The sequence below is a fragment of the Neobacillus cucumis genome, assembly GCF_016908975.1.
Lineage (GTDB): Bacteria > Bacillota > Bacilli > Bacillales > Cytobacillaceae > Neobacillus > Neobacillus cucumis.
This window is the reverse complement of the sequence record NZ_JAFBEX010000010.1, coordinates 135,488-150,184: the sequence shown is the minus strand read 5'-3', so window position 1 is coordinate 150,184 and position 14,697 is coordinate 135,488. Positions and strand designations below refer to the sequence as shown.

Annotated in this window: 16 protein-coding genes and 1 other annotated feature; of the genes, 12 read left to right on the top strand and 4 right to left on the bottom strand. The window is 37.5% G+C overall.

Going from position 1 to position 14,697, the window contains the following annotated elements; translation table 11 throughout:
• Positions 1-23: 23 nt before the first annotated feature.
• The 3 genes from JOC76_RS15160 to JOC76_RS15150 all read left to right on the top strand — a co-directional run bounded on the left by JOC76_RS15160 (position 24) and on the right by JOC76_RS15150 (position 2,106).
• On the top strand, positions 24-746 hold the full coding sequence (locus JOC76_RS15160; RefSeq protein ID WP_205178802.1) for a lipase family protein: 723 nt from the start codon (positions 24-26) through the stop codon (positions 744-746).
• An 82-nt stretch (positions 747-828) separates the two neighbouring features.
• Positions 829-1,662 (top strand): hypothetical protein, encoded by an 834-nt coding sequence (locus tag JOC76_RS15155; protein ID WP_205178801.1) that lies wholly within the window; start codon positions 829-831, stop codon positions 1,660-1,662.
• Positions 1,663-1,905: 243 nt separating this feature from the next.
• Positions 1,906-2,106: a ComZ family protein gene (locus JOC76_RS15150; RefSeq protein WP_307784731.1), complete on the top strand. Its 201-nt coding sequence runs from the start codon at positions 1,906-1,908 to the stop codon at positions 2,104-2,106.
• A 19-nt stretch (positions 2,107-2,125) separates the two neighbouring features.
• Here the strand turns inward: JOC76_RS15150 and JOC76_RS15145 are convergent, their stop codons facing one another.
• A complete protein-coding gene (locus tag JOC76_RS15145; protein WP_205178800.1) occupies positions 2,126-2,398 on the bottom strand; it encodes a hypothetical protein in 273 nt (90 codons plus the stop codon).
• A gap of 203 nt (positions 2,399-2,601) precedes the next feature.
• On the opposite strand from JOC76_RS15145, the gene JOC76_RS15140 reads away from it, so the two are divergent.
• From JOC76_RS15140 to JOC76_RS15125, 4 genes are all read left to right on the top strand, one after another.
• A complete protein-coding gene (locus tag JOC76_RS15140) occupies positions 2,602-3,534 on the top strand; it encodes a beta-ketoacyl-ACP synthase III (protein WP_205178798.1) in 933 nt (310 codons plus the stop codon).
• A gap of 45 nt (positions 3,535-3,579) precedes the next feature.
• Positions 3,580-4,818, top strand: a complete 1,239-nt coding sequence (gene fabF, locus JOC76_RS15135) for a beta-ketoacyl-ACP synthase II (protein ID WP_205178797.1) — start codon at positions 3,580-3,582, stop codon at positions 4,816-4,818.
• A gap of 122 nt (positions 4,819-4,940) precedes the next feature.
• Complete coding sequence (locus JOC76_RS15130) at positions 4,941-5,732, top strand: DUF2268 domain-containing putative Zn-dependent protease (RefSeq protein ID WP_205178796.1); 792 nt, start codon at positions 4,941-4,943, stop codon at positions 5,730-5,732.
• Positions 5,733-5,902: 170 nt separating this feature from the next.
• A complete protein-coding gene (locus tag JOC76_RS15125) occupies positions 5,903-6,649 on the top strand; it encodes a YjbA family protein (protein ID WP_205178795.1) in 747 nt (248 codons plus the stop codon).
• A gap of 65 nt (positions 6,650-6,714) precedes the next feature.
• Here JOC76_RS15125 and trpS read toward each other — a convergent pair whose 3' ends face one another.
• Positions 6,715-7,707, bottom strand: coding sequence for a tryptophan--tRNA ligase (gene trpS / locus JOC76_RS15120; RefSeq protein ID WP_205178794.1), 993 nt, complete (start codon positions 7,705-7,707; stop codon positions 6,715-6,717).
• Between the two features lie 51 nt (positions 7,708-7,758).
• Positions 7,759-8,018: a binding site (T-box leader), on the bottom strand.
• A 54-nt stretch (positions 8,019-8,072) separates the two neighbouring features.
• Positions 8,073-8,429 (bottom strand): DUF3899 domain-containing protein, encoded by a 357-nt coding sequence (locus JOC76_RS15115; protein ID WP_205178793.1) that lies wholly within the window; start codon positions 8,427-8,429, stop codon positions 8,073-8,075.
• A 224-nt stretch (positions 8,430-8,653) separates the two neighbouring features.
• Between JOC76_RS15115 and JOC76_RS15110 the strand changes: the two genes are divergently transcribed.
• The 5 genes from JOC76_RS15110 to JOC76_RS15090 all read left to right on the top strand — a co-directional run bounded on the left by JOC76_RS15110 (position 8,654) and on the right by JOC76_RS15090 (position 14,395).
• Positions 8,654-10,327, top strand: coding sequence for a peptide ABC transporter substrate-binding protein (locus tag JOC76_RS15110; RefSeq protein WP_205178792.1), 1,674 nt, complete (start codon positions 8,654-8,656; stop codon positions 10,325-10,327).
• 111 nt (positions 10,328-10,438) lie between these two features.
• Complete coding sequence (opp3b, locus tag JOC76_RS15105) at positions 10,439-11,368, top strand: oligopeptide ABC transporter permease (protein ID WP_205178790.1); 930 nt, start codon at positions 10,439-10,441, stop codon at positions 11,366-11,368.
• The gene (gene opp3C, locus JOC76_RS15100) at positions 11,368-12,396 is read left to right on the top strand and encodes an oligopeptide ABC transporter permease (protein WP_205178788.1); all 1,029 of its coding nucleotides are present in this window, start codon (positions 11,368-11,370) and stop codon (positions 12,394-12,396) included. The genes opp3b and opp3C overlap by 1 nt, the downstream gene beginning before the upstream one ends.
• A gap of 16 nt (positions 12,397-12,412) precedes the next feature.
• The gene (locus JOC76_RS15095; RefSeq protein ID WP_205178786.1) at positions 12,413-13,456 is read left to right on the top strand and encodes an ABC transporter ATP-binding protein; all 1,044 of its coding nucleotides are present in this window, start codon (positions 12,413-12,415) and stop codon (positions 13,454-13,456) included.
• Complete coding sequence (locus JOC76_RS15090) at positions 13,457-14,395, top strand: ABC transporter ATP-binding protein (protein WP_205178785.1); 939 nt, start codon at positions 13,457-13,459, stop codon at positions 14,393-14,395.
• Positions 14,396-14,450: 55 nt separating this feature from the next.
• Here the strand turns inward: JOC76_RS15090 and JOC76_RS15085 are convergent, their stop codons facing one another.
• Positions 14,451-14,636: a hypothetical protein gene (locus JOC76_RS15085; protein ID WP_205178783.1), complete on the bottom strand. Its 186-nt coding sequence runs from the start codon at positions 14,634-14,636 to the stop codon at positions 14,451-14,453.
• Positions 14,637-14,697 lie beyond the last annotated feature (61 nt).

Here is a 14,697-nt window from a genome sequence, read left to right as displayed (position 1 = left end):
AATATGTAAAAGGAGATTTAGCGATGGAGAATCGTCATTTTCAGATGGATACCCAATGGAATATCATTCATTACCCCGAAAAGCCTACAGGATTTGGGATCTTAATTATTGGAGATGAAAGGCATTTTATCGATGAAGGCAAATGCTTTTGGACGCAAAACGAAGGAAAGCTGGCCATTATTAATGAATTAAAAGATGCCGGGTACACCATTTTTTCCTCAAATTTATATGGGCGAAACTGGGGGAGCGAAAATGCTGTCGAGCTTGCTCAAAGGTTATATCAGCATGTAATCAGAAGTGAAATTCTAAATAATAAAATTCATGTGCTGGCGGAAGGAATGGGCACATTAGTAGCATTAAAATTATTAGAAAAATTGCAGGGATGCATTCGTTCTGTCGTTCTGTTAAATCCGATCCTTTCTTTAAAACATCATCTCGAACAAGAAAAAGAGCACAAGTTCTTTTATAAAAAATTAATGAGGGAATTGTCCTCGGCATATCAAATGAGCCAGTCTTCCCTTGAAAATGAAATATTTAATATGGATGACATTGTGAATCTTGATTTTGATTGTCCGATTACGATTATCCAAGTATTAGCTGGAGGAAGGTCATATACTCAATCAAAACTATACCAGAGAATAATTCAAAGCCCCAAGATCAATCCCACCTTTATCCTTCCTGAGAAAAAGCCGCAGCTAGGAAAAATAATTATCAAGTTTTTTAATGGTCATGAAACCGTTCTATAATGATAATGTCTCCCCAAAATGAAATATTTCCTATTGAAATAGCATAGGATTCAGTAAGGTTTATTTTGGGGAGGAAGATGTAATGGACAAGGCCATTGTTTTGGGCATTTATGATTTTGTTAGTTTCCATCTAGGGAGTACACTGCTAAATAAGGGTTTTGAGGTTATTGGTATTCATCTAGAGAGAAATGATCCTATTCCATTTTTGGAGGAAAAAAGACTTGAGGTAGGCAGGAATGCAAACTTTAGAGAAATTAGCCTGTGTGGATTGGATGCCTATAGGGATGTGGATGACAATAAAACTACTTTGTTTCTATCCCTTTATGATTTATATATGCTAAAATCAGAACCCATTTTACAGGAGCAAGCAGTGTTAAAATCTTTACAACAATATCTTGCACCTAATAAAAATCTAACCGATATTGTATTTCTATTGCCTATTCAGATGCTAAGAACGAATGAGGGACAGATATTGGAGAAAGTAATTAACCAAGTGATTGAATGGGGAAAGCGTAATCGATTTTTTTATTTACCGACTATTTATGGTCCTTGGCAGCCACACAGTTTTCTGTTCCAACAAGCACTTCTTGCAAAATTTGACGAAAGCAAAATACAAGTAGGTGAACGGGAATGGACTGGAGATACCTTATTCGTGGAAGATGCAGTTGAAATAATTTTGTCATCAATGGAAAGTCAAAATGTCGTTTCAAACACGAAGTTTTTGATAGAAAGCGGCATTAAGGATTATTGGAATCAATGTGTTGAACAGCTGCAATTAGAAGATCGGATTAAGGAGATAAAAGAATCTAATCGACTAGATATTGATAAAAGTATTACAAGAGTGAAGCCTAAAAACTTAACACCATTCACTGAGGCAATTAATAAACAATTAGATTATCTGGATCGTTATATTTAACACTGAACACCCTCAAGGATGTGATATTGTGGCATGAAGGACTTTTCAAATAATGGATCAAAAGGTAAAATAAAGAGAAAATGAATGAAAAGTCAAAAGATCAGCATTGAATATGTCCAAATAGGGATGATAAGTAAAAGGCATTCAAGTGGCTGACCATTGGTCTTAAAAAAAAGTTTAAAGACAGCTGACTAGGCAAATTCTAAATAATATCTTAATCATTTAGTAAAAGGAGTACATATAGTGAATAATCAAGACAACACCTTACAATTTATGCAAATTGCGATGAAGTACTTACCCGAAGCTCAAGAGCAGCTAGAACAAGCTGGAATTGAATTATCCATGGAATTAATTCAGCCTTTTATGACGCTTTTTACCAAGGTCATGCAAGACGCCTATGAGCTTGGGAAAGAGGATGCCCTAAAGGAAAGCGTAAAAAAATAAGCTGCCATTTGTTGGCAGCCTATTTTTTTTTCCATATTTGCTGAATATATGGGGAAACTTTACTAAATAGTGGCTTTAGTCCTCGGAAAGAATCGAAAAGGGTATCAATATTCGTCATAAGTTCCTCATAATCAATGGTGGACTGGTTAGTCCTAAGTTCTTCATGGTGCTGTGGACTATTCCCTTTACTTGCTTTCCTAGGACCAAACATAAAACTAGTAAATCGATCTTCCGCTTCCCTTTCTTTTTGTTTCTGTTTCACAGAGCCTTCCCTATCTTCAAAATCTGCCATCCTTTTTGACCCCCTCATTAAAATTACCTCTATTGTAGAATATGAACAAATTGGGAAAAGGTATGTACATTAGCGGAGTATTAATGGGAAGAAACAGTTGCTTAAAATAGGAGTTATTTGATAAAATTAGTACCAAGTCATAATAATTGATATTAATCCTAAACGATAAATTGGGTCTAACTAAAATTAAAGGGGTTGGAATAATGAGAGCTGGTATTGTTGGAATGGGCAGATATTTACCTGAAAAAATACTAACGAATCACGATTTAGAAAAGATTGTGGATACATCTGACGAGTGGATTAGAACGAGGACCGGAATTGAAGAAAGAAGAATTGCTGCAGATGATGTAAATACTTCAGATATGGCCTTTGCAGCTGCAGAAAAAGCGATCCAAGATGCCGGTATAACTGCGGAAGATATTGATTTAATATTAGTAGCTACTGTTACACCAGATTCTCCTTTCCCGTCTGTGGCTTGCCGTATCCAAGAAAGATTAGGGGCAAAAAAGGCTGCAGCAATGGATGTAAGTGCAGCTTGTGCTGGATTTATGTATGGGATTATAACGGCTAAACAATTTATTGAGTCTCAAGTCTACAAATACGTTTTAGTGGTAGGGGTTGAGAAACTTTCAAAAATCACTGATTGGAATGATCGGAACACCGCTGTTTTATTTGGCGATGGTGCTGGAGCAGCGATTATTGGAGCTGTATCAGAAAATCGCGGGATATTATCTTTCGAGTTAGGTGCTGACGGAACTGGTTCTAAACACCTATATCAAGATGAGTACATTATTATGAACGGCCGTGAGGTTTTCAAATTTGCGGTTAGACAAATGGGTGAAAGCTGTATAAATGTACTAGAAAAGGCTGGTCTAACGAAGGAAGATGTTGATTTCTTAATTCCACATCAGGCTAACATCCGAATTATGGAGGCATCCCGGCAGAGATTGGAATTGCCAGTTGAAAAAATGTCTAAGACCGTTAATAAATACGGAAATACTTCAGCGGCATCGATTCCCATTTCAATGATTGAGGATGTAGAGGCTGGAAGAATTAAAGATGATGACATTGTAGTGATGGTTGGCTTTGGCGGCGGATTAACATGGGGTGCCATTGCAATGCGCTGGGGCAAATAAAATTATAAATTATCGATAATATAGAATAAAAAAGGAGATGTTTAAATGGAAAAACGAAGGGTCGTTGTTACAGGTGTTGGAGCAGTTACACCACTAGGAAACGATGTTGTGACCACATGGAAAGGGATTATTGAAGGTAAATCCGGTGTCGGACCAATGACAAGAGTCAATGCAGATGAATATCCTGCAAAGGTTGCTGCCGAAGTAAAAGACTTTAATCCAGAAGCTTTTATGGATAAAAAGGATGCTAGAAAAATGGACCGTTTTACACAATTTGCAGTCGCTTCTGCACTAATGGCGGTTCAGGATGCCAATTTGACAATCAATGAAGAAAACTCACACAGAGTGGGTGTTTGGATTGGTTCTGGTATTGGCGGGATGGAAACATTTGAACAGCAATTTGAGATTTTCCAAAAAAGAGGTTATAAAAGGGTTAGTCCATTCTTTGTTCCAATGCTGATTCCTGATATGGCTACAGGTCAAGTTTCGATTACACTTGGTGCCAGAGGTTTCAATTCCTGTACCGTAACAGCTTGTGCAACAGGAACTAACTCCATTGGTGATGCTTTTAAAGTCATCCAGCGTGGAGACGCAGATGCTATGATAACAGGTGGAGCAGAAGCCCCAATTACGAAAATGTCCGTTGCAGGGTTTTGTGCGAATACTGCTCTTTCAACAAACCCAGATGTGAATACTGCCAGCAGACCTTTTGATAAAAACCGAGATGGGTTTGTTATTGGTGAGGGTGCAGGTATTGTTGTTTTAGAAGAATTAGAGCATGCACTGGCCCGTGGAGCAAAAATTTACGCTGAGATAGTTGGATACGGTGCAACAGGAGATGCTTATCATATTACAGCTCCAGCACCTGGCGGTGAAGGCGGTGCCCGTGCAATGAAAATGGCCATTAACGATGGCGGATTGACACCGGATGCCATTGATTATGTAAATGCTCATGGAACCAGTACGGAATATAATGATAAGTATGAGACATTGGCAGTAAAGGAAGTATTTGGTGACCACGCTTATAAACTGGCTATGAGTTCAACAAAATCGATGACTGGACACCTTCTTGGTGCAGCAGGCGGAGTTGAAGCCATCATTACAGTTTTAGCGATGAGGGACAGTATTCTACCTCCAACCATAAATTATGAAACACCAGACCCAGAGTGTGATTTAGATTATGTAGTGAATAAAGCACGCTCGAAGGAAATTAATGTTGCCATGAGCAATTCGCTTGGTTTTGGCGGTCATAACGCTACAATTGTATTTAAAAAATATGAATAAAAAAAAAGCCAAACACGATGTTTGGCTTTTTTTTTTGAAGAAATACCCTCATTAACAAACGAACTTCTTTATATTTTTTATCATAGAATGACCAGAAGATGAATGTGTTTTGGGGTGAAAAGATGGGAATCATTAGGACTGATAGATGGCTTAAAGAAGATTTTGACAATCCATTAACTATCTGTGAAAAGCTTATGCCATATTTTAGGCGTCAATCTGCACGAGAAATATATCGTGAATTAGTCTCTTTTGGGATGTATCAGCCGTCAAGAACGACAAGAAATAATCATATGAGGATGTTAGAGCAGCAATCATGGGGTAAAGTAGAAGAGATTTTTTCAAAATATAAAAGTAAGTGGAATGGTCCTGATATACCTATTTTTCTCTTTCCAATTGCCCAAACAGGCGGTTTTTTTAGCAGAGAGGAAAAGGGAAAAGGCGGGGTATCTTTTCCAGATAAACTATTTCTATTTATATCGAATTTTGATTATCCGAAGGAAATAGAAGCACTTTTTGTTCATGAATATCACCATGTCTGCAGAATGAGACAGCTAGAAAAGAAAATAGAAGATTACACATTGCTTGATTCGATAATAATTGAAGGCCTAGCAGAATATACTGTTTATAAAAATTGCGGTAAAGATTTGCTGGCAACGTGGTGCAATATGTATTCAAAAGAAGAGTTATCAAAATTTTGGAATAGATATATAAAAGATGAACTTGGTATCAAGAAAAATGACAGAGGACATGACGAATTGTTATATGGGAGCCGAAGGATTCCAAAACTTTTAGGTTATGCAATCGGATTTGATATTGTAAAGAATTATTATAAAAAGCATCCCTTTAGTATGAAAGAAACATTTATTACACCTTCAGCAATTTATATAGAGGACCTGAAAGCAATTTATATATAGGACCTGAAAGCAATTTATATATAGGACTTTAGGTTCTAATAGTACCTAATTTCAAACGACAACGTTTTATTACAACGACGAGTTGGTGCAAAATATATAAAAAGGAATAAATTAACTGCGGTCTGCCCATACTGATTGACAAACAGTTTCTTGAAGTGAGGGGTTGTATAATGTTGTATCTTCATGATGTTTGGGTAAATTGGTTTGAGGGAGAGGAGAACGGGTATAATGTTTGCCACTTTCACGAATGGAGGAAGGACGATGGTGTTGAGCTGTTAGACCAAGTTCCGTTAGTAAAAGTGGAACCATTGCTATTTGGTTATATTGAGAATGATTTAGCAGAGTTACCGCAACAGCTTCTCGATGATATTTATCAAAAAGCATACTTGAGAAAGAACCATGAAAGAATTCAGTTAGATTATTGCTTTGTCGTGACAGATGGGACTGGAATATTAGCGGTGGATACAATTGGCTATAATATTCCGATTCGCAAGAGCAGATTAATTCCAAGACAAGAACAGTTAGTTTACGAAATGATTAGCCAACATGAGGCAGTTCCATATCATTTTTATTCCCAGCCTAAAACCAAGGATTTTCACATACTATCACCAGATCCAGAATTGATGAGGGGATTGACCAGAAAGGAACGACAGTTAAAACAACTGTTATTTATGGCTCTTGATCAATTACTAACTTCCAATAACGAAGCTGAAGTACGTTATTGGTACACGGAGTGGTGTCCGGAGCAATATTCAATTATTCAAGAAATGAATTTTGAGGATGCTTGGGAACAGTTATTTGACCAGACAAAAGATGGATGGTCAAAGCGTCATGAAACATTTTGCGAAAATTTAATAAAAGGGCAGCCCTTCTTTGAAAAACTCTGGGAAATGGAGCATGGTCCGAGGGTAAATTAAAAAACCTGACAGCAAAAGGTATGTCATGCCTACCTTTTGCTCGTCAGGTTTTTAAGTTGTACAAGTTATCTTCTTTTCTTACGCCCTAGTCCCATGGCATTTTCGATTTTTTTCAATGTTTTGCTAGCCACTCGGTTTGCCTTTTCAGCACCCAGGTCTAAGATATCGTCAAGTTCACTTGATTCTAACAAGCTATAGTATTTTTCTTGGATCGGTTGAAGGAAATTAACAACTACATCTGCCAAATCACCTTTAAAATCCCCATAACCCTTACCGGCATACATTTCTTCAAGCTCTCCGACTGACTTTCCACCAAGGATGGAATAGATAGATAATAAATTGGATACACCAGGCTTATTGACAGGGTCGAATTTTACAATACCATCTGAATCAGTGACAGCACTCTTTATTTTTTTCACAATCTGATTTGGCTCATCTAGTGGTGTAATAAACGCTTTATTATTTGGATCAGACTTACTCATTTTTTTGGTTGGCTCTTGAAGAGACATAACTCGAGCTCCGACCTTTGGTAGGCTAATTTCAGGAATGGTAAGAATATCATTATATTTCTTGTTAAATCGCTCAGCCAAATCTCTTGTTAGTTCCAAATGCTGTTTTTGGTCCTCTCCAACAGGAACAAGATCCGTGTTATAAAGCAGGATATCTGCTGCCATTAAAGGCGGATAGGTTAACAAGCTGGCTGAAACAGCTTCTTTACCTGATGATTTATCCTTAAATTGCGTCATTCGCTCAAGTTCACCTATATAGGAAATACATTGCATAATCCATCCAGCCTGTGCGTGAGCAGGAACCTCGGATTGAATAAACAAAGTTGCCTTGTCCGGATCAATCCCAAAAGCCAGATATAAAGCGGCTAGACTGCGTATATTTTTTCTAAGTGTTTGTGGATCTTGGGGTACTGTAATGGCATGCTGGTCCACGATACAGAAGAAGCAATTGTATTCGTGTTGTAATTCCACGAATTGTTTCATGGCACCAATATAGTTCCCGAGTGTAATGGTTCCACTTGGTTGAATACCTGAAAAGATTGTTTTCATTAAGTTTATCCTCCTAAAAATATATAAAAAAAACCATTCATTCCTATAGACTATAGGGACGAATGGTTCGCGGTACCACCCTAAATTACTCAAGCTTTGAGTCACTCAGTTTCAAAAATCATCTTTAATAGTTGATTTGAAAAACCTTATAACGTAAGGTTAAACGTCTGCTCCTACTATTTAAAATATGAAATAAAAAGTTCAGGCAGAGGCTCAAAAGTCCATTCGGTATTTATTCGTGTTTGTTTTCACCAGCCACAAACTCTCTAAAACGAAGGGAAATACGTACTACTCTTTTTCAATGCTTGTAAAAATATTTTTGTTTAGTACATTATATCTGAAAGCGAATATTAATTTCAAGTTTGTTAAAAATAATAGGCAATAAGGGCAGCTATCATTAATAACCCATTAAATAATCCATGAAATAAAAGTGGCTTTTCATCTAGTGTGATTAATTCTGATAATCCTGGTACATCTTCAAACTTTCTCTTTTCTCTATCTCTAGAGAAGGCGGTATTGAAGGATTTTGAAATGATGTCATAAAATCCACTATGAATCGTATAGAGGAGTAAAGATAGTAAAATGAAACCTGCAGTAAAGTAAAACGATATATCGATATAGTGAATCAAGGTGATTTTATGGTGGTATAGGAATAAAATAATAAGAATTATTAACTGTGTAATAGCAAGAATTATAAGATTTTTCTTAATGTTTTGTCTCATGCTAAAAACCTCCAAAGGCTTGATTTTTCAGGTGTTATTGGGGAATACTATACGGGAAATGACTGTATAAGTATAAATTATACCATATACGATTGTCATTAATACGACATGATTGTTGCAAAAATGAAAATTAATTTTCAAAAAGTAATTTACAATAAATTTAAACAATGTATAATAGAAAATGTAGTAATTTTTCAGAATAATAGAAAAGGGAGGTCTACATAGTGAAGAAAGCAAAAATTTCATTACTAGTTACATCAGCATTGGCAGCAAGCTTAGTTTTAGGCGCTTGTTCCGGTGGGTCAAGCAGTTCAAGCAAGAAACCTACAAGTTCTGCTGGACAGCTGGCAGACAAACAAGTTATTAATGTTTTGGAAACTGCCGAAATTCCTACTTTGGATAGCGTAATGAACCAAGACGTTCTAGGTAGCGAAGTCCTATCTCAAGTAAATGCAGGATTATACCGTTGGGACCAAACAGGTAAAAAGGTAATTCCTGATATTGCTGATGGAGAACCGCAATATAATGCTGATAAAACTGTGTTAACCATTAAATTAAGAAAAGATGCAAAATGGTCTAATGGAGATCCTGTAACTGCCAAAGACTTTGTTTATGCTTGGCAGCGCGGAATTGATCCGAAAACTGCATCACCATATGTTCCATACATGATGGATGGAAAAATTAAAAATGCAACCGAAATTATCAATGGCAAGGCTAAACCTGAAGAATTAGGTGTTAAAGCAATTGACGACAATACATTGGAAGTTGACTTGGTGAGACCGCTTCCTTATATTGATTCATTATTGACCTTCACATCATTCTATCCGCAAAACCAGAAATATGTTGAACAACAAGGCGCTGACTATGCAAAAGATGCCAGCCACTTGTTATACAATGGCCCATTTACATTAACAAAGTGGGATGGTCCTGCTTCTGAATCTTGGACATTGGAAAAGAATGCTGAATATTGGGATTCTAAGAACGTTACATTAAAACAAGTTAATTTTAACGTTGTAAAAGACCCTCAAGCAGCTGTTAACGCATATTCTGCTGGGCAAGCCGATATTACTGGAAGACTTGCTTCATCAGCAATTATTTCTCAGTATCAAGGGTCTAAAGATTTAGTTCAATATCTTGAGCCATCTATGTGGTGGTTGAAGATGAATGAAAATAACCCAGTATTGAAAAATGTTAAAATCCGTAAAGCAATTGCTACAGCAATTGATAAAAAAGCGTATGTTAATAATGTACTGTCAAATGGTTCAATTGAAGCTAACTTCATAGTACCGAAGGAATTCGCATACAATAACGGAAAAGACTTCCGTAAAGGCCAAGACGCTTATCTGAAAACAGATAAAGCACAAGCTAAGAAGCTTTGGCAGGAAGGCTTAAAAGAATTAGGTAAAACATCTGTAACATTCACTATGGTTGGTCAAGATACTGAAACTGCTAAGAAAGAGGATGCATTCATTAAAGACCAATTGGAAAAAACACTTCCTGGTTTAACAGTTAATATTCAAAGTGTTCCATTCAAAATCCGTATTGACCGTGAAGACAAACAGGATTATGATTTATTACATGCTGGTTGGGGACCTGACTATGCTGACCCAATGACATTCATGGATCTGTTCTTAACTGGTGGCGGTCAAAACCATATGAGCTACAGCAATCCGCAATATGATAAGTTAGTGACCGATGCTCAAACTACTCTAGCAGCTAAGCCAGATGAGCGCTGGAAAGCTCTACAAGATGCTGAGAAAATCTTGTTAGAAGATGATGCAGCCTTAGCTCCACTTTATCAGCGTACTGTTAACCTCTTAGTGAATCCAAAAGTAAAAGGTTTACAGCACAATGCTTACTCTGACTATAGCTTCCAGTGGATTAAAGTTTACAAATAAGAACCATTTTTAATCAAATAGAAAGAGAGTATATTATTAATATACTCTCTTTTTACCTGTATCAGAATTGTCGAAAAATGTCTAATATTTAGTTAATTAGGAGGTGTAGGCATGGCAAAATATCTTATTCAACGGATTGTCTATATGATTATTACGTTATTCATCGTTGTATCCGTAACTTTTTTCCTCATGAAGTTAATTCCAGGTACCCCTTTTAACAACTGGGAAAAGCTTTCAGATACCCAGCGCCACATATTAATAGTAAAGTATGGTTTTGATCAACCTGTACCTGTTCAATATGTACATTATTTAGCAAACATGTTAAAAGGTGATTTAGGAGTCTCCTTCCAGTTCAATAATACCCCAGTAACTGAACTTATCGGAAAAAGAGTTGGCCCATCTGCAATACTTGGTGCTCAAGCAATGATTGTCGGAGCAGTGTTAGGTATTATTTTAGGTGTTTTGGCTGCTCTAAGGCAAAATACTTGGGTGGATTATGTAGCTACGTTTATTGCAGTAATTGGAAAATCTATCCCAAGCTTTGTATTTGCTGGTTTGTTACAATTTTATGTTGCTGTAAAATTAGGATGGTTTCCTGTAATGTTCTGGAATGGACCGTCCTACACTGTCTTGCCAACGATTGCTTTGGCGATGTTTCCAATCTCTATCGCTGCCAGGTTTATGCGTACCGAAATGGTGGAGGTCTTGGCATCTGATTATATTACCTTGGCGAAAGCAAAAGGTGCCAGCTATTGGCAGATTAGTATCAAACATGCACTGAGAAACGCTTTAATCCCGGTAGTTACGGTTATGGGACCATTAGCGGTGAGTCTAATGACAGGTTCTCTTGTTATTGAAAATATTTTTGGAATTCCTGGCATAGGAGATCAATTTGTAAAATCAATTATGACGAACGATTATCCTGTAATTATGGGAACTTCCATCTTATTTGCAGCTTTATTTGTGTTTATTATTTTGGTTGTTGATATTCTTTATGGAATTATTGACCCGCGTATTCGTATTTCGGGAGGGAAAGGGTAATGATTAACAAAGAACCAATCATTTCAAAGGATATGTTTGCACCCGCCCATATCGACCCATCAAAAAGTGAGAAAATTGCCAAGCCAAGTCTTAATTTCTGGCAGGATTCCTGGCTGCGCGTTCGTAAAAATAAAGGCGCAGTTATCAGTTTAGTGGTTATCGTGATTTTACTTATTTTATCGTTTGTCGGTCCATTGATTACTCCTTATAAATTTGATACCCAAAATACGGATAACCATGACCTGCCTCCTCGGATACAGGGGTTGGAGAACATTCATTGGCTCCCGTTTGATGGCACCTTAACGAATAAAGCAGGTATAACATATAACGTCTACGAAGTCCGCCATGTAAAAGAGTATTATTGGTTTGGAACGGACGAGCTTGGCCGTGATGTTTTTGCCCGTACTTGGAAAGGAACACAAGTATCATTATTTATCGCTTTCATGGCAGGATTGGTCGATATGGTGATAGGTGTCGCATATGGTGCTATTTCGGGATATCTTGGTGGGCGAGTCGATAGTATTATGCAGCGGATCTTAGAAGTAATCGTTGGTATTCCGAACTTAGTTGTTGCGGTATTAATGATTCTTGTTCTAAAGCCTGGAATGATTCCAATTATTATTGCGATTACATTTACAAGCTGGACGAGTATGGCCCGGGTCGTGCGGGCACAAGTACTGAAGTTTAAAAACCAAGAGTTTGTGTTAGCAGCAAAGACTCTTGGGGCATCGAATGGCTCAATTATTTTTAAGCATATGATTCCTAACATGTTTGGGGTCATTATTATCAACACGATGTTTTCCATTCCAAACGCCATTTTCTTTGAAGCTTTTTTAAGTTTCATTGGACTAGGGCTGCAGGAGCCATTTGCCTCTTTGGGGACATTAGTCAATTCAGGCTACAAGCAAATGCAGGCATTTCCATATCAGATGATTATTCCTTCCATTATGATTGCTTTAATCATGGTATGCTTCAACTTAGTGGCAGATGGAGTTCGGGACGCACTCGATCCAAAAATGCGTGATTAGAAGGCAGGTGAATAGAGTGGAGAAAATATTACAAGTTAAGGATTTAAATATTTCATTTCATACCTTTGCTGGTGAAGTAAAGGCGATTAGAGGCGTAAGCTTTGATTTATTAAAAGGTGAAACATTGGCCATTGTCGGTGAGTCTGGTTCTGGTAAATCTGTTACCACAAAATCGATTATGCGCCTGCTCCCGGAAAATAACTCAGAAATAAAAAGTGGTGAAATTCTCTTCGATGGAAAGGATCTCACTAAGTTAACTGATAAACAAATGCAGAAAATCCGTGGTAAAGATATTTCCATGATTTTTCAGGATCCAATGACTTCCTTGAATCCTACGATGAAAATTGGTAATCAAATTACGGAACCGCTAATTAAGCATCAAAATATGAGCAGTCATGAGGCGAAGGAAAGAGCGGTTGAATTACTTCGGCTTGTTGGTATTCCAAAACCTGAAATTCGGGTGAATCAATATCCACACCAATTTTCAGGCGGTATGAGACAAAGGGTAGTAATCGCGATTGCTCTTGCGTGTAACCCAAAAGTTCTGATTGCTGATGAACCAACAACCGCTCTTGACGTTACGATTCAAGCTCAAATTCTTGAATTAATGAAGGACCTGCAGAAGAAAATTGATACCTCTATTATTTTTATTACACATGACCTTGGTGTTGTCGCTAATGTTGCCGATCGGGTTGCGATTATGTATGGAGGTAAGATTGTTGAAATTGGAACCGCTGATGAAATCTTCTATAATCCGCAGCACCCTTACACTTGGGGACTAATTAGTTCCATGCCGGATATGGATACAAAAGATGATGAGTTATATTCTATTCCAGGAACACCTCCGGATTTACTGGATCCACCAAAAGGTGATGCCTTTGCTCCACGTAATCCATATGCGATGAAAATCGATTTAGAGCAACAGCCTCCTTTCTTTAAGGTGTCCGAGACACATTATGCTGCAACATGGTTGTTGCATCCAGACGCTCCAAAGGTGGAGCCGCCTGAGGCAGTAAAGCGGCGCCAGAGTCAATACCAAGGGGGAAAGGGGGGAAAGTAAATGGCTGAAAGAAAAAAACTGCTCGAAATTAAAAATTTGAAGCAGTACTTTAATGAAGGAAAACCTAATGAAGTCAGAGCAGTTGATAACGTTTCTTTTGATATTTTTCAGGGAGAAGTAATGGGATTAGTTGGTGAGTCCGGTTGCGGCAAGTCTACAACAGGGCGTACGATTATCCGATTATATGACGCTACTGGCGGAGAGGTTTTATATGATGGTAAAAATGTACATGGGAAAAAGTCAAAAACTGAATTAAAATCATTTAACCGTAAAATGCAAATGATTTTTCAGGATCCATATGCATCATTAAATCCAAGATTAAAAATTGCGGATATCATTGCCGAGGGAATAGATATTCACGGATTGGCAAAAACAAAAGAAGATCGAATGAAACGTGTGTATCAGTTGCTGGAAACCGTTGGGTTAAACAAAGAGCACGCGAACCGTTATCCGCACGAATTTAGCGGTGGCCAGCGTCAGCGGATTGGAATTGCCAGAGCGCTTGCTGTAGAGCCTGAATTCATTATCGCGGATGAACCGATTTCGGCATTAGACGTGTCGATCCAAGCTCAGGTCGTTAACTTAATGAAAAAGCTTCAAAAAGAAATAGGGTTAACGTACCTGTTTATTGCCCATGATTTATCAATGGTAAAATATATTAGTGACCGGATAGGTGTCATGTATTTTGGGAAAATGGTGGAGCTTGCACCTGCTGATGAGCTCTATAAAAACCCGCTACACCCTTATACACAGTCACTTTTATCAGCTATTCCTTCTCCGGACCCGATTAGTGAACGGACAAGAAAGCGGAAAACCTATGATCCAGCAAGTCATAATTATGATAAAAACGAAGTGATTGAATTTAGAGAAGTTACACCTGGTCACTTCGTCCTTTGTTCGGAAAAAGAATTCCAAGAATATCAAGCTAAATCAAAGTAATAACAAAAAACGATCTCTATTTAATTGAGATCGTTTTTATGTGCTATCTTTACAATTAATTTTTTTTACCTCCGACCATTTTCCAGCCAGTTCGGTATTTAGCACTTTCATCGGTAAATTGGGTCCTGCGTTTACCACCGAAAATTTTTTCACCAATTCCGTTAGTAATAACCCCCATAAAAGCTGTTATACCAATAATTAACACAGCCACAAGCACAAAATCTGTAATATAGGCAGTCATTATGAACCCTCCATCAATCGCATTTAAGCAAAGCTTTCTTCCTTATTCTATTGTAAAAGAA

Coding starts and splice junctions, on each gene's coding strand:
- JOC76_RS15160 (WP_205178802.1), top strand. CDS start 24: ATGGAGAATCGTCATTTTCAGATGGATACCCAATGGAATATCATTCAT.
- JOC76_RS15155 (WP_205178801.1), top strand. CDS start 829: ATGGACAAGGCCATTGTTTTGGGCATTTATGATTTTGTTAGTTTCCAT.
- JOC76_RS15145 (WP_205178800.1), bottom strand. CDS start 2,398: ATGGCAGATTTTGAAGATAGGGAAGGCTCTGTGAAACAGAAACAAAAA.
- JOC76_RS15140 (WP_205178798.1), top strand. CDS start 2,602: ATGAGAGCTGGTATTGTTGGAATGGGCAGATATTTACCTGAAAAAATA.
- fabF (WP_205178797.1), top strand. CDS start 3,580: ATGGAAAAACGAAGGGTCGTTGTTACAGGTGTTGGAGCAGTTACACCA.
- JOC76_RS15130 (WP_205178796.1), top strand. CDS start 4,941: ATGGGAATCATTAGGACTGATAGATGGCTTAAAGAAGATTTTGACAAT.
- JOC76_RS15125 (WP_205178795.1), top strand. CDS start 5,903: ATGTTGTATCTTCATGATGTTTGGGTAAATTGGTTTGAGGGAGAGGAG.
- trpS (WP_205178794.1), bottom strand. CDS start 7,707: ATGAAAACAATCTTTTCAGGTATTCAACCAAGTGGAACCATTACACTC.
- JOC76_RS15115 (WP_205178793.1), bottom strand. CDS start 8,429: ATGAGACAAAACATTAAGAAAAATCTTATAATTCTTGCTATTACACAG.
- opp3b (WP_205178790.1), top strand. CDS start 10,439: ATGGCAAAATATCTTATTCAACGGATTGTCTATATGATTATTACGTTA.
- opp3C (WP_205178788.1), top strand. CDS start 11,368: ATGATTAACAAAGAACCAATCATTTCAAAGGATATGTTTGCACCCGCC.
- JOC76_RS15090 (WP_205178785.1), top strand. CDS start 13,457: ATGGCTGAAAGAAAAAAACTGCTCGAAATTAAAAATTTGAAGCAGTAC.
- JOC76_RS15085 (WP_205178783.1), bottom strand. CDS start 14,636: ATGACTGCCTATATTACAGATTTTGTGCTTGTGGCTGTGTTAATTATT.